The sequence below is a fragment of the Pseudomonas sp. Z4-7 genome (genome assembly GCF_051131965.1).
GTDB lineage: Bacteria > Pseudomonadota > Gammaproteobacteria > Pseudomonadales > Pseudomonadaceae > Aquipseudomonas.
On record NZ_CP071642.1, the window covers coordinates 374,454 to 398,434 of the forward strand.

A 23,981-nucleotide genomic window follows, 5' to 3' on the forward strand; every position below is an offset into this window, starting at 1 on the left:
GTCCGGCAGGCGAGCCGAGGGCGAATCAGGGCGAGTCCTGGATATCCTTGAGCGGGGTAGGCTTCAGGATGTCCATTCTTGGCTCGGATGCTTGTCTGGATATGTCATAGGCAATGGTGCAGAGCTTTCCAGGCAAATCCGAATTTTCCAGCCACGCGTATATATATTCGCTGGTGCTGTAATCGGTTTTGTCTGAACAGTCAGTCGTCCCTGTCGGGCCGAACTTGTAGGCGTAGGTTCGATGTGGCAGTTCATTCGCAGTTGTCGACACTTGCACGCCTGTAGTGAAACTCAGCTCAGGCTGAGCTGTTGGAGCGTTGTCCAGAATTTCGACTGGAAGGGACAACACGTTGTTGATGAGCCCCTCTGAGGGTCGTTGATCAGCGGAGTCGACACCCAGGATGCACAGGAAGTGCATGCCCACCTGGTCGCCTATCCCGGTGTTTATGAAAGCATCCTGCGCACTTATTACTCCGCTGTAGTCTTGCGGCTTTTCGCAATCCATTGCGGTTCGAACGGTCTTATGACGATAGAACGGCGTGTTGATTGTGAAGGGGTAGTTCCAGGTCGGGATATCTGCGCTGCCGTCGTCTTTCTTCCCAATCCTTACGTACCTTTGCGGGCTGTCCGCTGCGGCGCTGACGGAAAAGACCGGATACAGCGGGCAAGACGAATTCACATCTTGAACGAGAAGGCCCTCTACAAAGCAGCGGCTGAGAAAGTCCGTAGGATTCCCATAAACATCGTCCGGTATAGCTTTATAGCTGTCGCCAACTGGAGTGCAAGGAGCGTGCTGCTCGCAGGGGTGGGCCTGGATGGTCAGGTTGCCAGTGCCTATCACGCCAATGATCTTATTGGTACGGCGGTCCAGTAGCGGGCTGCCGGAGCCACCACCTTCCATATCCTTGCAGCGGGTCATCAGCGTATTACGCCAGACCCAGCGTCCCTCCACGATCTCCTGGGCCGGTTGCAAGGTACAGGCAGCCAGCCGCAGCGTGTTCTGATCGTGGATTGGCGCGCCTACGATCAGGACATCCGTCCCGTCGACGGGGCGCTCAGTGGCCAAGCCCAATGGCTGTATCCCGTCCTGGAGCAAGGTTTGCAGGCTGACGTCCAGTTCAATGATTGCCATATCTACGCCCTGGATGCTTCTCCACGCGATTTTTTTCATCGGGTAAGTCAGGTAGGGGGCGGTATCGGCGAAGTAGTTGAACTGCATGACGCCGAGGATTGGCTTGTTGGTCACGATGCTTGCGTTGGTCAGCTCGGTGCAATGTCCCGAGGTCAACACGTAGGCGGGCGTGGGCATTGTCCCGGAAGGGTCATGGGTATCGAGAAGTGTCGCAGTACAATCCCCGTTCATCGTAGAGAAGCGTCCAATACCCTGCCAATAGTCATGTGAGCCATCTTTGTTGTTCAGGATTTTTGAGTCGGCGAAGTTCTGAATCCCTTCGCCATAGTCTTTTCCTTGCGCAACGCTTAGTGCGCTGGACAGGCAAAGCAAACCGCCCAGTAACAAGTAGATCGTTTTCATGAGTTATGCCTTTGATTAATGGGAACCGGTCTTGACCCGGTCTCGCTAATTAATCAGCCTCGGCGTGATGGAAGGTGGTAACTAATTACCGCCGCCAAGGTTGCGTTTGCGCGCATCCTGTTTGGTTAGGTATTCGAGTGAAACGACAGTGGACATGCCGACAGGCCCAAGGCACTCTGGAATGCGCCATGGATCCGGGTAATCAGATATGTTCAAACGTGTTCTTGTTGTTTTCACCAGCACTTTCCTGCTGTTCATGAGCGGGGCGCAGGCCGGGGACGGCCGCGATGCTGGCCTGGTATTGCTGACGGAGAACTTTCCGCCCTACAACATGGCGAAGAACGGCAAGAACTTCGCCCAGGACGAAAACATCCATGGCATTGCGGTGGACATCGTCCGCGAGATATTCAAACGCGCCGATATTTCCTACAGCCTGACGCTGCGTTTTCCCTGGGAACGAATCTACAAGCTTGCCTTGGAAAAACCCGGTTATGGGGTGTTTGTAACGGCTCGGCTGCCTGAGCGCGAAAAGCTCTTCAAATGGGTTGGCCCCATCGGCCCGGACGATTGGATCATGCTCGCCAAGGCCGACAGCAAGATTGCCCTCGACTCGTTGGAGCAGGCACGTCAGTACAGGATTGGCGCCTACAAGGGCGATGCAATTGCCGAAACATTGGCCAAACAGGGGCTCAAGCCCATTGTCGTGTTGCGCGATCAGGACAACGCCAGGAAACTCGTCAACGGCCAGATAGACCTATGGGCCACCGGCGACCCGGCAGGGCGTTATCTGGCGCGTCAGGAGGGGGTGAGCGATCTCAAGACCGTACTGCGATTCAACAGTGCCGAGCTCTACCTGGCCTTGAACAAGGACGTGCCGGACGAGGTAGTGGCCCGGCTGCAAAAGGCTCTGGATGAGCTGCGCAAGGAAGGCGAAGTGGACGCGATCATGGCGCGCTATCTCTGAGACGCCAAGCCTAACGATAAACCCCATCCTTCCCGTGCCCGGCCATCGCTCGGTTGCTGCGCAGGCTGATCATCGACTTGATGTCGATCCACTCGATGCCCTGGGCCTTGAGGTTGGGCAGTTCGCGCTCGAGCACGGCGAGGGTCTGCGGATAGGGATGGCCGATCATCACGGCCGAGCCCTGCCGCCGAGCCAGATCGATGGCGACCTGAAGCTGGCCGGCGATAGCCGCTTCGGTGCGCTCGTCATCAAGAAATACATCCCGCGACACGCTGGCCAGGCCGATCTTTTGTGCTTCGGCAGCGGCGACCGTCTGCGCGCTGGTGCGGCTGTCGACGAAAAACTTGTGACGCTGTTGCAGGTTCGCCATCAGCCATGCCATCGCCTGGGGTTGCGCGGTCATGCGGCTGCCCATGTGGTTGTTGATACCGCTGGTGTAGGGCACGGCGGCAAACGCGGCGTCCAGGCGCTTGCCCAGTTCTTCGATGGACAGTTCCGGATGCCAGGCGAACGGCCCGGTGGCCGGATCCATGGGCATGTGCAGCATGACGAGTTTGCCGGCGCGATGAGCCTCGCGGGCGATTTCGGCGGCGTGGGGGGTGTCGGGCATGATTGCCGCGGTGACCGGACCGGACAGGGCCAGTACACGGCGATCCCGGGGCAGATTCTGCCCAAGGTCATCGATGATCAGGCTCAGGTAAGCCTTCTGCGGCGGGGATTGTGTGGCGGGAGCCGCGTTGACGGCTCCCGCCAGCAGGCACAGCAGGACGAAAATGAAACGCAGGCCCATCTCAGCGGCCGGACGTGATGTTCAACCCTTTGAGCAGGCTCAAGGCCTGGGCCAACTGATAGTCGTCATCCTGCGGCATCGGCTTGGCCTTGGCGCCGGAGCCGGTCGGTTTGTCCGCGCCGCCGTTGCCATTGCCCAAGTGACCCTGCAGGTCGGCTTCCTTGAAGTACTCGCTGTCCGCCTCGCTGGTGATCTTGGCCTTGCGCACCTCGATGTCCGGGACAATGCCCTGGGCCTGGATGGAGCGGCCGTTGGGCGTGAAGTACAGCGCGGTGGTGATCTTCAGGGCGCGGTCGTTGTTCAGCGGCAACACGGTCTGCACCGAGCCCTTGCCGAAACTGGTGGTGCCCATGACAACGCCACGTTTCTGGTCTTGCAGAGCACCGGCGACGATCTCCGATGCCGAAGCGCTGCCGCCGTTGATCAGCACGACCAGTGGCACGGCTTCGCTGAGGTCGTTGCCTGTGGCCGAGAAGCGTAGTTCGGAATTGGCGATGCGGCCCTTGGTGTAGACGATCAGGCCCTTGGTGATGAAATGGTCCACCACTTCCACGGCCGATTGCAGGACGCCGCCGGGGTTGTTGCGCAAGTCCAGGACCAGGCCGTTGAGTTTCTTGCCGTTGTCCTTGCGCATCTTGGCCAGGGCCTTGGCGACTTCCTCGCCGGTCTTGACCTGGAACTGGGTGATGCGGATGTAGCCGTAGCCGGACTCCAGCAATTGGCTCTTCACGCTCTTGACCTGGATGACCGCCCGGGTCAGGGTCACGTCGAATGGCGTGCCGCCGTCGCGCACCAGGGTCAGGGTGATTTTTTCGCCGATCTTGCCGCGCATCTTGTCCACGGCTTCGGTCATGCTCTGGCCGCGGGTCGGCTGGCCGTTGATCTTGACGATGAAGTCACCGGCCTGGATGCCAGCCTTGGAGGCGGGCGTATCGTCGATCGGCGAGACCACCTTGACGAAACCGTCTTCGCTGCCGACCTCGATGCCCAGGCCGCCGAATTCTCCGCTGGTGCTTTCCTGCAGCTCGGCAAAATCCTCAGGGCCCAGGTAGGCCGAATGCGGGTCAAGGTTGCTGAGCATGCCTTTGATGGCGTTCTCCAGCAGCATCTTGTCGTCCACCGGTTCCACGTACGCGGCTTTGATCCGGTCCATGACTTCGGCAAAGGTGCGCAGTTCATCCAACGGCAGCGGGGCCTTGGTGGTGGCGGCCGTAGCGGCGGTCGACGCCGGCGCGGGTTGCGCGGCGAAAGCCAGGGGCGCGCCGATCACGAGGGCGATCGTCAGGGCCAGCGAGGTGAGGCGGGACAAATGCAGCATGTCGAACGAACTCCTGAGTTGGATGGGCGCGCTTATCCTTGCGCACGACACCATTGTGCCGGGTCACTGGGGCGACCCTGCTGGCGAATAGCAAAATACAGTGCTGGCGTGTCCTGCCCGCCACTGTTGCCGACCGTGGAGATGGACTCGCCGGCCTTGACCACATCACCCGCCGATTTGAGCAGCGTCTGGTTGTGGCCGTAAAGGCTCAGGTATCCGTTGCCGTGATCGAGGATCACCAGCAGGCCGGCACCGCGCAGCCAGTCGGCAAACACCACGCGCCCGCCATGTACGGCGTGCACCTGGCTGCCGGCGGAAGCACTGATCATCACGCCGTCCCACTTGGTGCGGGTATCGTCGCCACGGGTTTCACCGAAGCGTGCAAGTAATCGACCATTGACCGGCCATGGAAGTTTGCCCCGGGCTGAAGCAAAAGCGCCGCCGAAGGTTTCGCCATCGCTGGAAACCACTGCGCCGGGGCTGGATTTAGCCGGCTTGCGCGGGGCTTCGCCGGCATCGGCGTCGGCCTGGGCTTCACGCAAACGCTTTTTTTCGGCTTCCTGCTGGGCGATCAGCGCTTTCTGCCGCGCTTCTTCCGCCTCCCGAGCCTGGCGAGCCAGGGTTTCCTCGATGGTTTTCAAGACATTTGCCAGTTCGGCCTGGTCCTGTTCGCGGGCCTTGAGTTTGCTGTCGCGAGCCTTCACGTCGTCATTGAGCTTGGCCAGTGCCACCTGGCGCTCCTTGCGAACCTTCTCGAGTTCTTCACGCTGGGTGTCGAGACTGCTTTTCTGCACGAGCAACTGGGCTTGCTGCAGCTCGATGTCTTTCTCGACATTGGCCAGCTGGCGCAGGGTTTCATTGAAGCTCTTCAGCTGCTCCAGGCGGGCCTGGCTCAGGTAGTCGTAATAGGTGAGGGTGCGGGCGAATTTCTCGGGATTCTGCTGGTTGAGCAGCAGTTTGAGGTATTCCTGGCGACCGTTCTGGTAGGCCGCCCGAGCCTGGATGGCGATCAGCTTTTGCTGTTCAGTGCGCGCGCTCTGGAGTTTTTTTTTCTCTCCATCGAGGCGCTGCAACTCGGATTCGCTTTTCTTCAGCTCTTTCTGCAGAGCGTCGACCTGCTTCTCCAGCTTGCCCATCTCGGTTTCGGTGCCGCGCAGGTCTTTCTGCACGCTGGATTTTTCTTCCTGCAACTTGTTCAGCAGCTTCTTCAGCTCGGCGATGTCCTGGCGCGTGGCTTCCAACTGTTGTTGGGTTTGCGCGCGCTCGTCCGCGAAGGCCGGTTGGAGCAGGCAGGTCAGAGCAAGGGCTATCAGGACGCGGAGCATAGAGGCGGGTGGCACCAGGGAAAGGGACGGCCTAGTATGCCCGCCCCACGCTGCAAAAAAAACGCCCATTTGGGGCTGTGTGATAACTGGCCGAAAAAACACCAAGCACCATTGTGGGAGCGAGCCTGCTGTGGCGAGGGAGCTTGCTCCCGCTGGGCTGCGAAGCAGCCCCTCGACAATAGATCAAGCCAGAAGGCTCTGCGATGGCTGCGCCATCGAACGGGAGCAAGCTCCCTCGCCACACAAACAGTGCTCAATGCTGCGACGTCAGGCCAGAATCGAAGTCCCGGTCATCTCCGCCGGCTGTTCCATGCCCAGCAGCATCAGCATGGTCGGTGCGACGTCGGCCAATACGCCGCCGTCGCGGACCTTGAAGTCACGCTTGCCGACATAAATGAATGGCACCGGCTCAGTGGTGTGGGCCGTATGGGCCTGGCCGGTGGACTCGTCGGACATTTGCTCGACGTTGCCGTGGTCGGCGGTGATCAGCGCTTCGCCGCCGACTTTTTCCAGCGCCTCGACGATGCGGCCGACGCAGGTGTCCAGGCATTCAACCGCCTTGACCGCTGCGTCGAACACGCCGCTGTGACCGACCATGTCACCGTTGGCGTAGTTGACCACGATCACGTCGTAACGCTGGTTCTCGATGGCGTCGACGATGCGGTCGGTCACTTCCGGCGCGCTCATTTCCGGTTGCAGATCGTAGGTGGCGACCTTCGGCGACGGGATCAGGATGCGCTCTTCGCCCGGGAAGGGCTCTTCGCGGCCGCCGGAGAAGAAGAACGTCACATGGGCGTACTTCTCGGTTTCCGCGATGCGCAGCTGGGTCTTGCCGTTTTTCGCCAGGTAGTCACCCAGCACGTTTTCCAGCCTGCCGGCGGCGAAGGCCGATGGCGCGGGAATGCTGGCGGCGTATTGGGTCAGCATCACGAAACCGGCCAGCTTCGGCTGGCGGGTGCGCTCGAATTCCTTGAAATCGTCTTCGACGAATACGCCAGTCAGTTCGCGGGCACGGTCGGCGCGGAAGTTCATGAACACCACGGCGTCGCCGTCTTCGACTTTTACCGGCTCGCCGATGGTTGTTGCCTTGACGAACTCGTCGCTTTCACCACGTTCGTAGGCAGCTTGCAGGCCTTCTTGCGCGGTGGCGGCGTGGAATTCTGAATTGCCGTCGACGATCAGGTTGTAGGCCTGGGCGACGCGGTCCCAGCGGTTGTCACGGTCCATGGCGAAGTAACGGCCGATCAGGCTGGCGATCCGGCCCTTGCCGAGGGTCTTGAACGTGTCGTCCAGCAATTTGATCGACGATTCGGCGCTCTTCGGCGGCGTGTCGCGGCCATCCAGGAAGGCGTGAAGGTAGATGTTTTCAGCGCCGCGCCTGGCGGCCAGCTCGGCCATGGCGATCAGGTGGTCCTGATGGCTGTGCACGCCACCGTCGGACAGCAGGCCCATGAAGTGCACGGCCTTGCCGGCAGCCACGGCTTTATCCACGGCAGCGCAGATGGTCGGGTTTTCGAAAAATTCGCCGTCGCGGATCGATTTGGTTACGCGGGTGAAGTCCTGATACACCACGCGGCCGGCGCCGAGGTTCATGTGGCCGACTTCGGAGTTGCCCATCTGCCCGTCGGGCAGGCCGACGTCCATGCCGCTGCCGGAGATCAAGCCGTTCGGCACGGTGGCCCACAGGCGATCCAGCACAGGCTTCCTGGCCGCGTAGACGGCGTTGGATTCGTGGCTGTCACTGTGACCGAAGCCGTCCAGAATCATCAGGACCAAAGGTTTAGGCGTGGTAGTCATGGAATCCACTCGTGGCTGGTTAAAAGAAGACGATGGAAAAGGGACGGGCAGTTTAAAGGTAAGTTCCGGTGCCGTCACCGCCGGGCGGGGTTTGGCCGGCCTTGCGTGCTGTGTATACTGGCCGACATTTTAACGCCCTGGAACCTCCTTCGATGGTTGCTCACCTGATTGAATTTGCCACTAACCACTACATTCTCGTCGGTATCTTCGTCGTACTGCTGGCGTTGCTGGTTGCCCACACGATGCAGGGCGGGGGACGCAGCCTGAGCACCGGCGAGCTGACCGCGCTGGTCAACAAGGACGCCGGCGTAGTGGTCGACATCCGTCCGACCAAGGATTACGCCGCCGGTCACATCGTCGGCGCGCTGAATATTCCTCAGGACAAACTGATCGCTCGTGTGGCCGAACTGGAAAAACACAAGGCCAAGACGCTGATCCTGGTCGACGCCCAAGGCCAGCAGGCCGGTACCCTTGCCCGCGAACTGATGAAGTCCGGCTTCACCGCCGCCAAACTGTCTGGTGGCGTTGCGAGCTGGAAAGCCGACAATCTGCCCCTGGTGAAGTGACATGCCCCACGTAGTTGTCTATTCCAGCGATTACTGCCCCTATTGCTCCCGAGCCAAGATGCTGCTCAAGAACAAGGGCGTAGCCTTCGAAGAGATCAAGGTCGACGGCAAGCCGCAACTGCGCGCCGAAATGACCCAGAAGGCCCGGCGTACCTCCGTGCCACAGATCTGGATCGGCGACACCCACGTGGGCGGTTGCGATGACCTGTTCGCCCTGGAGCGCGCCGGCAAGCTCGACGCGCTGCTCAAGGCCTGAATTCCCAATTAAATAGAACCTGAAAGTAAGAAGGATCTGCGATGACTGACCAACAGAACACAGCTGCCACTGAAGAAGAAGCCGCACCGCAATTCTCCTTGCAGCGCATTTACGTTCGCGACCTGTCCTTCGAAGCCCCGAAAAGCCCGGCGATCTTTCGCCAGCAGTGGGAGCCGAGCGTGGCCCTGGACTTGAACACCCGCCAGAAAGCCCTGGAAGAAGATTTCCACGAAGTGGTGCTGACCCTGTCGGTGACCGTGAAGAATGGCGACGAAGTCGCGTTCATCGCCGAAGTCCAGCAGGCCGGTATCTTCCTGATCAAGAATCTCGATGCCGCTTCGATGAGCCACACCCTGGGCGCGTTCTGCCCGAACATTCTGTTCCCGTACGCTCGCGAAACCCTGGACAGCCTGGTGACCCGCGGCTCGTTCCCGGCCCTGATGCTGGCCCCGGTGAACTTCGATGCCCTGTACGCGCAAGAGCTGCAGCGCATGCAACAAGAAGGCGGCGCGACCGTCCAATAAACGGCGCTTTCAGCCGAGTATCAAACCTGTGGGAGCGAGCCTGCTCGCGAAAGCGGTATATCAGTCAATCAAGTACCGACTGAGCTGACGCTTTCGCGAGCAGGCTCGCTCCCACATTTGTTATGCGGTGCTACTGAAAGCCGTTCTGCCGCCACGCCTCATAAACCGCCACCGCCACGGTGTTTGACAGGTTCAGGCTGCGGCAGCCTTCACGCATCGGCAAGCGCAAGCGTTGCTCCGCCGGTAGTGCTTCGAGCACTTCGGCCGGCAGGCCACGGCTTTCCGGGCCGAACAGGAATGCATCGCCGGCGACGAAGCTGGCGTCATGAAACGGTCGCGAGCCCTTGGTGGTGAAGGCGAACAGGCGCGGATGCCCCAGGCTTTCCAGGCAACTGGCCAAGTCGGCGTGCCGCTGCAAGGTGGCATACTCGTGGTAGTCGAGGCCGGCGCGGCGCAGGCGCTTGTCGTCCATTTCGAAGCCCAGCGGTTCGATCAGGTGCAGGTGGCAGCCGCTGTTGGCGCACAGCCTGATGACGTTGCCGGTATTGGGTGGTATTTCCGGTTGAAAAAGGATGACGTGAAACATGCACGGCTCCGCAGATAAAGATGAGCGGCATTCTACGCCGCAAACCGATCGACGTTCGAAGCTATTGCCTCGGGTGATGGGTTCTCTGGCGATCGTCGGCATGATGGTCGGGCTGATGATCGGCCGCCTGACGACGCCCGATCCGAGCGAGCTGCAACAGGTCGAGGTCACCCAGGGAGGGCTGGTGGCCTGGTTCAACAACGAACCGGAGCTCCATGGGGAAATCATCGACGGCACTGTGGCGCTGTTGTTTCAGGCGCAAGGTCGGCCGCAGAAAGGCCAGCTCAAGCTCAACGGCAAGGACGTGAATTGGCGGGTGCGGTTGAGTGACAAGGGGCTGTTGCTGACTTTGGTGGCGGCGCGTCCGTTGCGAGGGGAGTGGACCGGCAGCGAGGTCGATGACCGCTGGCGGCTGGAGATCCGTCTCCAGGAGCAATAAAAGAGGGAATCCCCGGCCTGCCTGTACCAAGGTCCCCAAAACGGGAGGGCTTGCCGTGAAGGCGCAGCCCGGGTGTAAAGAAGGGAAACCTTGACCTGCCTGTATCAAGGCCCCCAAAACAGTGGGCTCGATGAGCCCGGTGTAAAAGAGGGGAATCCCCGGCCTGCCTGTACCAAGGTCCCCGAAACTGGGTAGTGATTGGGTTGTTGCAGGGGGCGTGCCAATTTTAAATGGCTTGTCACAAAAAACTGCTGAAGATGCGAAAAAGCCCCGTGTTCCGGGGCTTTTGCTTTTGTTTGTGCGGTTTTTTTCGAGTTGGGTCGATCGGTTCTGGCTCGTCGTACATGAGCAATTGCGGTTCGCAGTGCATTGAAGCGGTGCACGAATCTTCAGAAGCTTCGCGAGCAGGCTCGCTCCCACAAGGACAATACCTTCAATGTGGGAGCGAGCCTGCTCGCGATTGGATTTTGAATTCAGTGCTGGACCAAAGGCTGATCAGCCCTCATCCCCCTCATCATCATCCCCACCATCAACCTTCATCCCCAATTCCTTGATCTTGCGGGTCAAGGTATTGCGGCCCCAGCCCAGCAGGACGGCGGCGTCGCGGCGGCGGCCGGCGGTGTGCTTGAGGGCCGTTTCGATCATGATGCGTTCGAAGGCCGGGACGGCGCTGTCGAGCAGGCTCGATTGACCACGGGCCAGAGCCTGGTCGGCCCATTGGCGCAGGGCCTGTTCCCAGTTGGTCACCGGCGCCGAATCCTGTGGCAGGCTCAACAGTTCCGGTGGCAAGTCGCTGATGTGCACTTCGCGACCCGACGCCATCACCGTGATCCAGCGGCAGGTGTTCTCCAGCTGGCGCACGTTGCCGGGCCACGGCAGGTTCTTGAGGTATTCCTCGGTCTCGCTCTTGAGCAGCTTGGGCTCCACCGCCAGCTCCTGGGCCGCACGGCCGAGGAAGTGCCGGGCCAGGGTCGGGATGTCCTCGCGACGGTCCGCCAGGCGCGGGATGTGTATGCGGATCACGTTGAGGCGATGGAACAGGTCTTCGCGGAACTTGCCGGCGTGGACCAGGGTTTCCAGGTTCTGGTGGGTCGCGGCGATGATCCGGACATCGACCTTGACCGGCGTATGCCCGCCGACTCGATAGAACTCGCCGTCGGCCAGTACCCGCAGCAGCCGGGTCTGGGTATCAGCCGGCATGTCGCCGATTTCATCCAGGAACAACGTACCGCCATCGGCTTGTTCGAAGCGGCCCCGGCGCAGGTTGGCCGCGCCGGTGAACGCGCCTTTTTCATGGCCGAACAGCTCGGACTCCATCAGGTCCTTGGGAATCGCCGCCATGTTCAGCGCAATGAACGGCGACGCCGCACGCGGGCTGTGGCGGTGCAGGGCGTGGGCAACCAATTCCTTGCCGGTACCCGATTCACCGTTGATCAGCACGGTGATGTTGGAATGGCTCAGTCGACCGATGGCGCGAAACACTTCCTGCATCGCCGGCGCTTCGCCGATGATTTCCGGGGTGCGGGCCAGGGCCGGGACTTCCTCCAGGCCTTGTTGCTCCTGGGCGTGCTGGTTGGCGCGCTTGACCAGGGACACGGCTTCGTCGACGTCGAACGGCTTGGGCAGGTATTCGAACGCACCGCCCTGGTAAGACGCCACGGCGCTGTCCAGGTCGGAATGAGCGGTCATGATGATCACTGGCAGCCGCGGATGTTGCTCGCGAATCCGCGCCAGCAAGTCCAGGCCACTGGCGCCGGGCATGCGGATATCCGAAATGATGACGTCCGGCTGCTGACGGGCCAGGCGGCTCATCACCCCGTCGGCGCTGTCGAAGCTCTGGGTGGTCATGCCTTCCTGTTGCAAGGCTTTTTCCAGGACCCAGCGGATAGAACGGTCGTCATCGACGATCCACACGGTTTCACTACGGCTCATGTCGATGTGGCTCCTTGTTCCAGTGGCAGGAAGATCGAGAAAGTGGTGTGGCCGGGGTGGCTCTCACATTCGATCAAGCCCTGATGCTGACTGATGATGTTCTGGGTGATGGACAGGCCCAGCCCGGTACCGTCCGGGCGGCCGCTGACCATGGGGAAGAAGATGGTTTCCTGCAGTTCCGCAGGGATGCCCGGGCCGTTGTCGATGATTTCGATCTTGGTCACGAGGCGATGGCGCACATGACCGATGGTGAACTGGCGCATGGCGCGGGTGCGCAGGCTGATGCGACCCATGCGCAGCTCGTTCTGGCTGCTGATGGCCTGCATGGCGTTGCGCACGATGTTCAGCACCGCCTGGATCATCTGCTCGCGGTCGATCAGCACGTCGGGAATGCTCGGGTCGTAGTCGCGCACCAGGGTGATGCAACCCTGGCTCTCCGCCTCCACCAGGCTGCTGACGCGCTCCAGTACTTCATGAACGTTGCACAGCGCCAGTGAGGGCAGCTTGTTCGAACCGAGCATGCGATCCACCAGGTTTCGCAGACGATCGGCTTCTTCGATGATGACGTTGGTGTAGTCCTTGAGGCTTTCTTCCGGCAGTTCCCTGGCGAGCAACTGCGCCGCGCCACGAATGCCACCCAGCGGATTCTTGATCTCATGGGCCAGGCCGCGCACCAGCATCTTGCTGGTTTCCTGCTTGGACAATTGCGCCTCCTCCTTGGTGATGCGCAGCAGGCGATCACGGGGATGGACTTCGAGAAGCAGGAGGGTGGCATTGTTGTTGAGGATCGGCGTTACCGCGTAGTCGACCGTCAGGGTCTGGCCGGTCAGGGCGGTGAGCATCGCTTCGCGCTTGGTGAACGGGTGTGCCTGTTCGACGGCCTGGCGCAGGGAGTTCAGCGCTTCGGCGGATTCGGTAAACAGTTCGCTGATGAACTGCCCATGGCTGCGCTGGCCGCTGACGGCCAGGAGCATCTCTGCCGCCGGGTTCATGTACTCCAGACGCAGTTCGGCGTCGAGCAGGATGGTCGCGGTGGTGAGATTGTCGAGCAGCAAACGGTGTAGTGCGTCGCTAATGGTCATCAGGACCTCTTTTAAAGCGTAGCGATCAAGGGCAAGCCCCCAAATCGCGCGCGCGATTCATGCGCTGATACCAGCAAAATGCAAAAACCAAACCAAGGCTCCGAAAAGAAGCGTTTCAGGCGTCAAATAGCCTTTTCTCGCCCATCTGTGTGGCGTTCTGCCAGTTGTCGCGGGTAGTTTCGAACCAAAATGGGTTGGAATCTGGGTAGAGGTGCAGAGCTGTGCACTGACATGGTGCGCCATCCTGAATGGCATTAGAAGAAGGGCAGGATGCTGCTTTTTTCCTCCTCGGGCTTGTCCGCCAGGGGGCATTCGGGGCGCTGGCCGTAGTCGGCGATAGCACAGGGTTTGACGCGGCGCTTTTGCGCCAGGGACATGCGCTGCATGTGGAAGGGCTGGTTGGCGGTGCGCTCGACGATTCGCGCTTGCTCGTCGAGGATCTCCACCGCCAGGTGATGGGTGCCGCGATCAATGTTCTTCAGCGCAAACACTGGGCTGGGTCCCGGCTCGCCAGTGGGCTTGCCGTCCAGCAGCAGGCGGTAGCGGTGACCTTTTTGCAAACCGGGCTCACTGGTGGCGGTGACGATCAGTTCCCCCGCGGTACTGCGTATCGTCGCATCTGGCTCGGGGATCAGCAGTCGGAGCATCTCGTATCGGAACAAGGGCTCGGCGGGTGGCTTTCCGGCGGTCGTCGTCGGCGCAGTCCCGGAGGGCGTGGCCGGCATCCGGTTGCCGGGCGGTAGCGGCACTTTCTTCGCGTTGCCGGGGCGTGGCTGGTCGGTGAAGACGCGATTGCCCTGGGCGTCGATGTAGGTGTAGACCTGCGCCAGGCTCGGTAGCGCCACCAGCAGCAGGCCGAGGGCGAGCGGCCAGCGGATCATGGAAGATGAATCCGCTGGACAGTGAAGGTAACGGTTTCGCTTTGTTGCACGAGACGTTCCCCGTTGATGACCTGGACTGCCAGGCTGTGTTCGCCGCGGTCGATGTTCACCAGTTGCAGGCGCGGCACGTTACTCGGCTGCCCGTACGGCTGGCCGTCCAGCAATAGCCTGAACAGATGCGGGCCTTGCAGGCGCGGCTGCGCCCGGACGCCAACGGTGAAGGTGCCGTTATTGGCGCGCAGGGCTTCTTCGGTGGGGATGTCGGTCAGTTCCAGGATGTCATAGGCGTTACGCGGCGCGTCGCTGCCTTGCGTGGCCGCAGGTGCTTCGCGGCTGGCCGGTGTCTGGGATTCCACGCTGTTGAGCGGCGGCAATTCCACGGGCTGGGCCGGTACGCCGTCGGGCGGCTGATTGCTGTAGGCGGTGTTGCCGTCGGCGTCGGTGTATTTGTAGATCTGCGCGGTAGCAGGCAATGCCAACAGCGATAAGAGGATGATTGAAAAAACACGACCCATGGAAAATCGACCGAAAACGAAAGGTGATGGGTGCAGCATAGGCCAGGGCGGATGGTTGGCCCAAGTTGTTGTGCTGCTCCCACAGGGGATTTGCTGTGAGCACACATCTTGAGCCTGATGCAAAACCATTGTGGGAGCGAGCTTGCTCGCGATGGCGGTGTGTCAGGCAGTGAGGTGTTGGATAGGTTGGCCTCATCGCGAGCAAGCTCGCTCCCACAGGGGGAAGGGGGGGCTCAGGATTTCGGGGAGATACACAGTCCGCCGGTTGCTCGGATCAAGGCAAGCCTGTGTATTGGGTGTTGTTTGTTGTGGTGGGTAGCGCGGGCCAGCCATTGCGGGCACTGCGGGTCGGTGCGGTAGGGGGCGAAGTCGGCCAGTTGCTGCAACAGACGTTTCTGCAGTCGATCGAGTTTGGGGCGGATCTCGCCCACCAGGTCCGGGCGTGGCAGGTCCGGGGCCTTGCCGTCCAGGGCCCAGTCGGACAGGTTGATGTATTGCACCAGTTTGTTGGCTTCAATCTGGGCGGCGAAAAACGCTTCCACGGTTTCACCGGTCAGTTTGTAGGCCGGCGCCTGGGCGACGGCGGCGGCAATGACTTCACGCTCGCGCTGGCGATCCTCCACCGGTTTGCCGCTGTCCCATTTGCTCAACGCCACCTGATCGGCAATGGCCAGGCGTTCACCGATGGCGTTCAGCAACGGAGTAAGGGCTTCGGGGGCGTTGCCCGCTTCGGCGCTGGTGGCCAGCAGTGCGGCGGACAGGGCAAGGCAGAGCTTGAGGCGCGGAGTCATGGGCAGTCTCGTCTTTATGGAGGAGCGACGAGGCATCATGCCTGTAACCGGTGCCCATGAAAAAGGCCTCCCGAAGGAGGCCTCTTTTATTTCACGCCGTACGTGACGGCGCTACCGGATCAGCAGCTGTAGTACAGCTCATATTCCAGTGGGTGTACGAAGGTGCGAACCTTGATCTCTTCTTCGCTTTTCAGCGCGATGTAAGCGTCGATGAAGTCATCGCTGAATACGCCGCCCTTGGTCAGGAACGCACGGCCCTTGTCCAGCTCTTCCAGGGCTTCTTTCAGGCTACCGCAAACCTGTGGGATTTCCTTGGCCTCTTCAGGCGGCAGGTCATACAGGTTCTTGTCGGCGGCATCGCCAGGGTGGATCTTGTTCTGGATACCGTCCAGGCCGGCCATCATCAGTGCTGCGAAGGCCAGGTATGGGTTGGCAGCCGGATCCGGGAAGCGCGCTTCGATACGACGGGCTTTAGGGCTGTTCACGTAAGGAATACGGATCGAGGCGGAACGGTTGCGAGCCGAGTAGGCCAGCATGACCGGTGCTTCGAAGCCTGGAACCAGACGCTTGTAGGAGTTGGTCGACGGGTTGGTAAAGCCGTTCAGGGCCTTACCGTGCTTGATGATGCCGCCGATGAAGTACAGGGCGGTGTCCGACAGACCGGCATAACCTTCGCCAGCGAAGGTGTTCTTGCCGTCCTTGGAGATCGACATGTGCACGTGCATGCCCGAACCGTTGTCGCCGTACAGAGGCTTCGGCATGAAGGTCGCGGTGCGGCCGTAGGCGTCGGCAACGTTGTGCACGCAGTACTTCAGGGTCTGGACTTCGTCAGCCTTCTTGACCAGCGTGTTGAACTTCACGCCGATTTCGTTCTGGCCGGCAGTCGCCACTTCGTGGTGGTGAACTTCGACGGTCTGGCCCATTTCTTCCAGCGCGTTGCACATGGAAGTACGGATTTCGTGGTCGAAATCGAACGGCGGAACCGGGAAGTAGCCGCCTTTGACGCCTGGACGGTGGCCTTTGTTGCCGCCTTCCACGTCCTGGTCGGACATCCACGAACCCTGTTCGGAGAAGATCTTGAACATGGAACCGGAGATGTCGGATTTGAACTTGACCGAGTCGAAGATGAAGAATTCAGGCTCAGGACCGAAGAAAGCGGTGTCGCCGATACCGGTGGACTTCAGGTATTCCTCGGCGCGGTGGGCGATGGCGCGTGGGTCGCGGTCATAGCCTTGCATGGTCGAAGGTTCGATGATGTCGCAAACCAGGATCAGGGTCGGCTCTTCGGTGAACGGATCGAGGACCGCGGTTTCGTCGTCCGGCATCAGGATCATGTCGGAGGCTTCGATGCCTTTCCAGCCGGAGATGGAGGAACCGTCGAACATCTTGCCGATTTCAAAGAATTCGTCGTCCAGCGCATCACGGGCCGGCATGGTCACGTGATGTTGAGTGCCCTTGGTGTCAGTGAAGCGCAGATCAATCCACTTGACGTCATGATCTTTGATGAGTTGAACCGACTTCGACATATGTCCTCCGGGTGGCTTCGGGCGGTAATGGTGTGCCCTTAGATATGGGTGATGCCGGCGCGAATACTCTGCCAAGGCAACCTGCCTCACAAGGGAGCAATTTGCATGCCAGTGCCCCAGCATGGGTTTTTTGCACCAAATCCTCGCTTTTGAAAGGGGCTGGACGCGGATTGTCGGACAATTGCGCACCGCAATGTGGCGTCCTTTGTTGATTGTGACCTGTTTTGGTGCGCTCAAAACCAAATGCAGATTAACTGGTTAAACCTTGAGCAATTTCCGCTATAATCCGCGCCCCCCTTTTTCGGCTGGCCGTTCGCGCGCTGTTTTCATGAAACTAATCGTAAAAGTCTTCCCCGAGATCACCATCAAGAGCCGCCCGGTACGGATGCGTTTCATCCGCCAGCTGGCCAAGAACATCCGTGCCGTGCTCCGTGACCTGGACCCGGCCGTGGTGGTGAATGGCGTGTGGGACAACCTCGAACTGGAAACCCGCGTCAGCGAACCCAAGGCCTTGAAGGAAATGACCGAGCGCCTGAGCTGCATGCCGGGCATCGCGCATTTCCTTCAGGTCGACGAATATCCGCTGGGGGACTTCGACGATATCCTCGCCAAGTGCATGCTCCATTATGGTGACGCCCTGGCCGGCAAGATCTTCTCGGTACGCTGCAAGCGCGCCGGCAAGCATCCGTTCAGCTCGATGGACGTCGAACGTTATGTCGGCAGCCAGTTGCGCCGGCAGTGCGGCGCGGCCGGTATTTCCCTGAAAGACCCTGAAGTTGAAGTGCGCATCGAGATTCGCGACCAGCGGTTGTTCGTGATCCACAGCCAGCACGACAGCATCGGCGGTTATCCGCTGGGTTCGCTGGAGCAGACGCTGGTATTGATGTCCGGTGGATTCGACTCCACCGTCGCCGCCTACCAGATCATGCGTCGCGGCTTGATGAGCCATTTCTGCTTCTTCAACCTCGGCGGGCGCGCCCACGAACTGGGCGTCATGGAAGTGGCGCACTTCATCTGGAAGAAGTACGGCAGCTCCCAGCGCGTGTTATTTGTGAGCGTGCCGTTCGAGGAAGTCCTGGGCGAGATTCTCGGCAAAGTCGATAACAGTCATATGGGCGTCATTTTGAAGCGTATGATGTTGCGTGCCGCGACGAGCATCGCCGACCGCCTGCACATCGACGCGCTGGTCACCGGCGAGGCGATTTCCCAGGTTTCGAGCCAGACGCTGCCGAACCTGTCGGTGATCGACTGTGTGACCGAGAAACTCGTGCTGCGGCCACTGATCGCCAGCCACAAGCAGGACATCATCGACACGGCCACGGAGATCGGCACCGCCGATTTTGCCCGGCACATGCCGGAGTACTGCGGGGTCATCTCGGTCAATCCGAAGACGGCGGCCAAGCGCGGGCGCGTGGAGCACGAAGAGAAAGAATTCGACATGGCGGTACTCGAACGCGCGATCGAGAACGCCAGGCTGGTGCCGATCGATCGGGTCATCGACGAATTGGGCCAGGACATCCAGATTGAAGAAGTCGGCGAAGCGCTGGCCGGTCAGATCATCATCGACATCCGTCACCCGGACGATGCTGAAGACGACCCGCTGAGCGTCGCCGGCGTCGAGGTACAAACGATGCCGTTCTATGCAGTGAACGCGCGTTTCAAGGAACTGGACCCTACTCGCCAGTACCTGCTGTATTGCGACAAAGGCGTGATGAGTCGCCTGCATGCCCATCATTTGCTCAGTGAGGGGCATGCCAATGTGCGCGTTTATCGACCGAGCTAAGTGCCCGGGGCTGTTTGCCTGTGGCCTGCGTCACCGGCCCCCCGACGCCGCCGACACGCTGTAACTGTCGGACTCTACTGTAAATCGCTGCCACGACCTGTCAGCACACCGAATCCTCTGATCGAGATACACAAGTGATCGAAAATCTACGCAACATCGCCATCATTGCTCACGTTGACCATGGTAAGACCACCCTGGTAGACAAACTCTTGCGTCAATCCGGCACCCTGGAGCGCAACGAGCTCAACGACGAGCGCGTGATGGACTCCAACGACCAGGAAAAAGAGCGCGGTATTACCATCCTGGCGAAAAACACCGCCATCAACTGGAACGGCTACCACATCAACATCGTGGACACCCCGGGCCACGCCGACTTCGGTGGTGAAGTAGAGCGTGTGATGTCGATGGTCGACTCCGTGCTGCTGCTGGTCGATGCCCAGGACGGCCCTATGCCGCAAACCCGTTTCGTGACCAAGAAGGCCTTCGAAGCCGGCCTGCGTCCGATCGTGTGCATCAACAAGGTTGACCGTCCAGGCGCGCGTCCGGACTGGGTTCTGGACCAGATCTTCGACCTGTTCGACAACCTGGGCGCCACCGAAGAACAGCTGGACTTCAAAGTCGTCTACGCCTCGGCCCTGAACGGTATTGCCGGTCTGGACCACACCGAAATGGCTGACGACATGACCCCGCTGTACCAGTCGATCGTCGACAACGTACCCGCGCCGAAAGTCGACCGTGACGGCCCGTTCCAGATGCAGATCTCGGCACTGGACTACAACAGCTTCCTGGGTGTGATCGGTGTTGGCCGTATCGCTCGTGGTCGCGTCAAGCCGAACACCCCGGTCGTGGCTATCGGTGCCGACGGCAAGAAGCGCAACGGTCGTATCCTCAAGCTGATGGGTCACCACGGTCTGCACCGTGTAGACGTTGAAGAAGCAGCTGCCGGCGACATCGTCTGCATCAGCGGCATGGACTCGCTGTTCATCTCCGACACCCTGTGCCACCCGGACACCGTTGAAGCGATGAAGCCGTTGACCGTCGACGAGCCAACCGTTTCCATGACCTTCCAGGTAAACGACTCGCCATTCTGCGGTAAAGAAGGCAAGTTCGTGACTTCCCGTAACATCAAGGAACGTCTGGACAAAGAGCTGCTGTACAACGTTGCACTGCGCGTTGAAGAAGGCGACTCGGCTGACAAGTTCAAGGTCTCGGGCCGTGGCGAACTGCACCTCTCGGTTCTGATCGAAACCATGCGTCGTGAAGGCTTCGAAATGGCTGTAGGCCGTCCCGAAGTGATCATCCGTCTGGTTGACGGCGTGAAGCACGAACCGTTCGAAAACGTCACCATCGACCTGCCGGAAGAATCCCAGGGCAAGGTGATGGAAGAGATGGGCCTGCGTAAGGGCGACCTGACCAACATGGTGCCGGATGGCAAGGGCCGTGTACGTCTGGAATACAACATCCCTGCTCGTGGTCTGATCGGTTTCCGTAACCAGTTCCTGACCCTGACCAACGGTGCTGGCATCCTGACTTCGATCTTCGACCGTTACGACGTGATGAAGTCCGGCGACATGTCCGGCCGTCAGAACGGCGTTCTGGTTTCGGTTGAAACCGGCAAGGCACTGACCTACTCCCTGGAAACCCTCCAGGCGCGTGGCAAGCTGTTCGTCGAACACGGCCAGGAAATCTACGGCGGCCAGATCGTTGGTCTGAACAGCCGTGACAACGACCTGGGCGTGAACCCTACCAAGGGCAAGAAGCTCGACAACATGCGTGCTTCGGGTAAAGACGAAACCATCGCACTGGTTCCACCTGTTCGCTTCACCCTGGAACAGGCCCTGGAATTCATCCAGGACGACGAGCTGTGTGAAGTGACGCCTAAGTCGATCCGCCTGCGCAAGAAGATCCTGGACGAAAGCGAGCGTACCCGCGCCGCCAAGAAAGCCAAGAACTGATTTAGCCCAGGCTGAATGAAAAACGCCCCCGGTTGTGAGACCGGGGGCGTTTTTTTGTGCCTGGGATTTATGTGGCGCCTGTTGGGGCCTCATCGCGAGCAAGCTCGCTCCCACAGTTGATCTTCAGTGAATACGGGTTTTGTATCCGACATGAATCCCCTGTGGGAGCGAGCTTGCTCGCGATAGCTGTGGTTCAGGCGCTAAAGAACCGACGGTCGATCAAAATCGATCCAGCGTCCGCGGATTACGCTCGCGCTCCACTTCCTTGGGCTTGTAGGCGCAATACCCCGGCCGTGGCCCGACCCGTGGATGATTGCGGCAGGTGTCCGGGCGCTTTTCGTAAATGGTGCACAGCCGGCTCTTACGATCCAGATACAGGCAATCGTTGTTGCTCATGCGCTGGAGCGTGAAGATTTCCGATTTCTGGTTGTAGCGCTCGACGATCCCTTCCTTTTGCAGGCGCTTGGCGATGTTTTTCGGCGGGTCGCCCAGCTCGAACTCATCGACGATGCCGATGCGGATCAGGTCCTTGATCTTGACCTCCACCGGCAGCGTGCAGCAGCTCGACACGCAGGAACCGCACATCGGGGCGGAATACTTCGCCCAGGTATCGAGTCGGTCGATCTCCGCGGCGGCGATCAGGTTGGGCTTCATCATCACGGTTTACCAGCATGCATCAGGGCGCGCGATCATACCGGGACTGGTGAAATTTTGAACGACCATCTGCCGGTTTTTTTTACCTCGCGGCAAAACCCCGCCTGGACCGGCACGGCCCCTGCATTCACTCGGCTATCTGGCAATTCTCTGGCGGCGATTCTCCGACACCGGGGAAAAACCACCGAACCAAGAGCCCGTACCGTCTGTCAGACCGTCTAGGCTCAGACATTTCCATGCTCGTTCGAGGTCTCATCAATGACTCAAGAACCACTTGTTCGCGAAGCCGAGGTTGCGGCTTTTCGCGACGCCGTGTTGACCAAACTCACTTATGCCGTCGGCAAGGACCCCGATCATGCGTTTGATCACGATTGGTTCGAAGCCATCGCCCTCGCTGCCCGCGACCATATGGTCGAACACTGGATGGACCATACGCGGCAGATCTACCGAAAGGGTCAGAAGCGCGTCTACTACCTCTCCCTGGAGTTTCTCATCGGCCGGCTGCTGTACGACAGCCTGAGCAACCTCGGCTTGCTGGACACCGCCCGCGAAGCCTTGACCGAGCTGGGTGTGGACCTTGAGCGCATCCGTCTGCTGGAGCCCGACGCGGCCTTGGGCAACGGCGGTCTCGGCCGTCTGGCGGCGTGCTTCATGGAAAGCATGTCGACCCTCGGTATCGCCGGCCATGGTTATGGCATTCGTTACGAGCACGGCCTGTTCCGCCAGGCGATTGTCGACGGCTGGCAACAGGAGCAGACCGAACACTGGCTGGACTTCGGCAACCCGTGGGAATTCGAGCGTCCGGAGGTCGTCTACCCGATCGGCTTCGGCGGCAGCGTCGAGACTGTCACCGACGACACCGGCAAGACCCGGCAGGTCTGGTCTCCGGCCGAAACCGTGCGGGCGATTGCCTATGACACGCCGGTCGTCGGCTGGCGTGGTGCCAGCGTCAATACCCTGCGGCTGTGGCGCGCCCGAGCCGTGGAAGACCTGCACCTGGAGCGCTTTAACGCTGGCGACCACCTCGGCGCCGTAGCGGAAGTGGCCCGCGCCGAGAGTATTTCCCGCGTGCTGTATCCCGCCGACAGCACCGAAGCCGGCCAGGAACTGCGCCTGCGCCAGGAATATTTTTTCGTCGCTGCTTCGCTGCAGGATTTGCTGCGCCGCCATCGCAACATGCACACCTCGGTACTGACCCTGGGCGATCACGCGGCGATTCAGCTCAACGACACCCACCCGTCTATTGCCGTGGCTGAGCTGATGCGCCAGCTGGTGGACGTCTACGACGTGGCGTGGGACGCGGCCTGGCAGATCACCCAGGACACGCTCTCCTACACCAACCACACGCTGCTGCCTGAAGCCCTGGAAACCTGGCCGGTGGGGCTGATGGAGCGCATGTTGCCGCGGCACATGCAGATCATCTACCTGATCAATGCCCAGCATATCGATTCGCTGCGGGCCAAGGGCGTGCACGATTTCGACGTGTTGCGCTCGGTGTCGCTGATCGAAGAAGACAACGGTCGCCGGGTGCGCATGGGTAACCTCGCGTTCCTCGGTTCCCACAGCGTCAACGGCGTTTCCGGGCTGCACACACAACTGATGCGCAGCACTGTATTTTCTGAGCTGCACAAGCTTTATCCGGACCGGATCAACAACAAGACCAACGGCATCACTTTCCGCCGCTGGCTGTTCCAGGCCAACGCCGAACTGACCTCGATGATGGTCGACGCCCTCGGCCCGAGCGTGCTCGACAACCCCGAGGAGCGGCTGATCGAACTGGAGCCGTTTGCCGACAAACCGGCGTTCCGCAAGCAATTCGCCGAGCAGCGCCTGCACAGCAAGAAAGCCCTGGCCTACCTGATTCACGAGCGGCTGGGCATTGCCGTCAACCCGGCGGCGATGTTCGACGTGCAGGTCAAGCGGATCCACGAGTACAAACGCCAGTTGCTCAACCTGATGCACACCGTGGCGCTGTACCAGGCGATCCGCGCCGAGCCTGAGGTGGATTGGGTGCCGCGGGTGAAGATCTTCGCCGGCAAGGCCGCCGCCAGTTATCACCAGGCCAAGCTGATTATCAAGCTGACCAACGACATCGCCCGGGTGGTCAACAACGACCCGACCGTGCGCGGCTTGCTCAAAGTGGTGTTCCTGCCCAACTACAACGTCAGCCTGGCCGAAAGCATCATCCCGGCGGCGGACCTCTCGGAGCAGATTTCCACGGCCGGTTTCGAGGCCTCGGGTACCAGCAACATGAAGTTCGGCCTCAACGGCGCGCTGACCATCGGCACCATGGACGGCGCCAACGTGGAAATGCATGACCGCGTCGGTGGCGAGCACATGTTCATCTTCGGCCTGACCGCCGAGCAGGTGGAAGCGCGCAAGCGCAACGGCGAATTCAGTGCCGCGCCGGACATCGCCGCATCCCATCGCCTCAACGATGTGCTGCAAGCGATTCGTGGCGGGGTGTTCTCGCCTGACGATCCGATGCGCTACACCGGGCTGGTGGACTCGCTGGTGGATTACGACCGCTTCCTGGTCTGCGCCGATTTCGACGCCTACTGGAACGCCCAGGCCAAAGTCGAGGAGAGGTGGCACGATCCCAAGCAGTGGTGGCGCTCGGCGGTGCTCAACACCGCGCGCATGGGCTGGTTCTCCTCGGACCGGACCATTCGCGAATACGCCACCGATATCTGGAAGGCCCTGGACTGACTGTTGCAAGAAATGTGAGCGAAGCCCAACGGCGGTAGGGCTTCGTCGATATAC

21 protein-coding genes are annotated in these 23,981 nt (G+C 60.4%); 8 read left to right on the forward strand and 13 right to left on the reverse strand.

Features of this window, described 5'->3' with window-relative positions:
• Positions 1-25 precede the first annotated feature (25 nt).
• The gene (locus J3P91_RS01645; protein WP_434602551.1) at positions 26-1,534 is read right to left on the reverse strand and encodes a trypsin-like serine peptidase; all 1,509 of its coding nucleotides are present in this window, start codon (positions 1,532-1,534) and stop codon (positions 26-28) included.
• 208 nt (positions 1,535-1,742) lie between these two features.
• Between J3P91_RS01645 and J3P91_RS01650 the strand changes: the two genes are divergently transcribed.
• On the forward strand, positions 1,743-2,498 hold the full coding sequence (locus J3P91_RS01650) for a substrate-binding periplasmic protein (protein WP_434602552.1): 756 nt from the start codon (positions 1,743-1,745) through the stop codon (positions 2,496-2,498).
• A gap of 10 nt (positions 2,499-2,508) precedes the next feature.
• On the opposite strand, the gene J3P91_RS01655 is transcribed toward J3P91_RS01650, so the two are convergent.
• The 4 genes from J3P91_RS01655 to gpmI all read right to left on the reverse strand — a co-directional run bounded on the left by J3P91_RS01655 (position 2,509) and on the right by gpmI (position 7,728).
• A complete protein-coding gene (locus tag J3P91_RS01655; RefSeq protein WP_434602553.1) occupies positions 2,509-3,288 on the reverse strand; it encodes a divergent polysaccharide deacetylase family protein in 780 nt (259 codons plus the stop codon).
• 1 nt (position 3,289) lies between these two features.
• Positions 3,290-4,606, reverse strand: a complete 1,317-nt coding sequence (locus J3P91_RS01660; protein ID WP_434602554.1) for a S41 family peptidase — start codon at positions 4,604-4,606, stop codon at positions 3,290-3,292.
• 32 nt (positions 4,607-4,638) lie between these two features.
• On the reverse strand, positions 4,639-5,931 hold the full coding sequence (locus tag J3P91_RS01665) for a murein hydrolase activator EnvC family protein (RefSeq protein WP_305497433.1): 1,293 nt from the start codon (positions 5,929-5,931) through the stop codon (positions 4,639-4,641).
• 267 nt (positions 5,932-6,198) lie between these two features.
• Positions 6,199-7,728, reverse strand: coding sequence for a 2,3-bisphosphoglycerate-independent phosphoglycerate mutase (gene gpmI, locus J3P91_RS01670; RefSeq protein ID WP_434602555.1), 1,530 nt, complete (start codon positions 7,726-7,728; stop codon positions 6,199-6,201).
• Between the two features lie 152 nt (positions 7,729-7,880).
• Here gpmI and J3P91_RS01675 point away from each other — a divergent pair, with 152 nt between their 5' ends.
• The 3 genes from J3P91_RS01675 to secB are packed head-to-tail and all read left to right on the forward strand — an operon-like array spanning position 7,881 to position 9,074.
• Positions 7,881-8,294, forward strand: a complete 414-nt coding sequence (locus J3P91_RS01675) for a rhodanese-like domain-containing protein (protein WP_305497431.1) — start codon at positions 7,881-7,883, stop codon at positions 8,292-8,294.
• 1 nt (position 8,295) lies between these two features.
• Positions 8,296-8,550: a glutaredoxin 3 gene (grxC, locus tag J3P91_RS01680; protein WP_305497430.1), complete on the forward strand. Its 255-nt coding sequence runs from the start codon at positions 8,296-8,298 to the stop codon at positions 8,548-8,550.
• Between the two features lie 41 nt (positions 8,551-8,591).
• Complete coding sequence (gene secB, locus J3P91_RS01685) at positions 8,592-9,074, forward strand: protein-export chaperone SecB (protein ID WP_305497429.1); 483 nt, start codon at positions 8,592-8,594, stop codon at positions 9,072-9,074.
• A gap of 130 nt (positions 9,075-9,204) precedes the next feature.
• Here secB and trmL read toward each other — a convergent pair whose 3' ends face one another.
• Entirely contained in the window at positions 9,205-9,660 is a 456-nt protein-coding gene (gene trmL / locus J3P91_RS01690; RefSeq protein ID WP_434602556.1) for a tRNA (uridine(34)/cytosine(34)/5-carboxymethylaminomethyluridine(34)-2'-O)-methyltransferase TrmL, read from the reverse strand.
• On the opposite strand from trmL, the gene J3P91_RS01695 reads away from it, so the two are divergent.
• Positions 9,659-10,099, forward strand: coding sequence for a hypothetical protein (locus J3P91_RS01695; protein WP_434602557.1), 441 nt, complete (start codon positions 9,659-9,661; stop codon positions 10,097-10,099). The genes trmL and J3P91_RS01695 overlap by 2 nt on opposite strands.
• A gap of 495 nt (positions 10,100-10,594) precedes the next feature.
• Here J3P91_RS01695 and ntrC read toward each other — a convergent pair whose 3' ends face one another.
• From ntrC to glnA, 6 genes are all read right to left on the reverse strand, one after another.
• On the reverse strand, positions 10,595-12,031 hold the full coding sequence (gene ntrC, locus J3P91_RS01700; protein ID WP_186613250.1) for a nitrogen regulation protein NR(I): 1,437 nt from the start codon (positions 12,029-12,031) through the stop codon (positions 10,595-10,597).
• On the reverse strand, positions 12,028-13,113 hold the full coding sequence (gene glnL / locus J3P91_RS01705; protein WP_434570233.1) for a nitrogen regulation protein NR(II): 1,086 nt from the start codon (positions 13,111-13,113) through the stop codon (positions 12,028-12,030). Before glnL ends, ntrC begins: the two co-directional genes overlap by 4 nt.
• A gap of 254 nt (positions 13,114-13,367) precedes the next feature.
• Complete coding sequence (locus J3P91_RS01710) at positions 13,368-13,994, reverse strand: DUF4124 domain-containing protein (RefSeq protein ID WP_434602558.1); 627 nt, start codon at positions 13,992-13,994, stop codon at positions 13,368-13,370.
• Positions 13,991-14,509, reverse strand: a complete 519-nt coding sequence (locus J3P91_RS01715) for a DUF4124 domain-containing protein (RefSeq protein ID WP_434602559.1) — start codon at positions 14,507-14,509, stop codon at positions 13,991-13,993. Before J3P91_RS01715 ends, J3P91_RS01710 begins: the two co-directional genes overlap by 4 nt.
• A gap of 233 nt (positions 14,510-14,742) precedes the next feature.
• On the reverse strand, positions 14,743-15,300 hold the full coding sequence (locus J3P91_RS01720; RefSeq protein WP_434602560.1) for a chorismate mutase: 558 nt from the start codon (positions 15,298-15,300) through the stop codon (positions 14,743-14,745).
• 119 nt (positions 15,301-15,419) lie between these two features.
• Positions 15,420-16,826 carry a type I glutamate--ammonia ligase gene (gene glnA, locus J3P91_RS01725; protein ID WP_186638815.1) on the reverse strand — a complete coding sequence of 469 codons (1,407 nt, stop codon included), beginning with the start codon at positions 16,824-16,826 and terminating at the stop codon, positions 15,420-15,422.
• Positions 16,827-17,154: 328 nt separating this feature from the next.
• On the opposite strand from glnA, the gene thiI reads away from it, so the two are divergent.
• Together thiI and typA are read left to right on the forward strand one after the other, a co-directional pair.
• Positions 17,155-18,609 (forward strand): tRNA uracil 4-sulfurtransferase ThiI, encoded by a 1,455-nt coding sequence (gene thiI / locus J3P91_RS01730; RefSeq protein WP_305497422.1) that lies wholly within the window; start codon positions 17,155-17,157, stop codon positions 18,607-18,609.
• Between the two features lie 134 nt (positions 18,610-18,743).
• A complete protein-coding gene (gene typA / locus J3P91_RS01735) occupies positions 18,744-20,564 on the forward strand; it encodes a translational GTPase TypA (RefSeq protein ID WP_305497421.1) in 1,821 nt (606 codons plus the stop codon).
• 219 nt (positions 20,565-20,783) lie between these two features.
• On the opposite strand, the gene J3P91_RS01740 is transcribed toward typA, so the two are convergent.
• Entirely contained in the window at positions 20,784-21,221 is a 438-nt protein-coding gene (locus tag J3P91_RS01740; protein WP_024778075.1) for a YkgJ family cysteine cluster protein, read from the reverse strand.
• A 255-nt stretch (positions 21,222-21,476) separates the two neighbouring features.
• Here J3P91_RS01740 and J3P91_RS01745 point away from each other — a divergent pair, with 255 nt between their 5' ends.
• Complete coding sequence (locus J3P91_RS01745; RefSeq protein ID WP_434570225.1) at positions 21,477-23,927, forward strand: glycogen/starch/alpha-glucan phosphorylase; 2,451 nt, start codon at positions 21,477-21,479, stop codon at positions 23,925-23,927.
• The last annotated feature ends 54 nt before the right edge of the window (positions 23,928-23,981 follow it).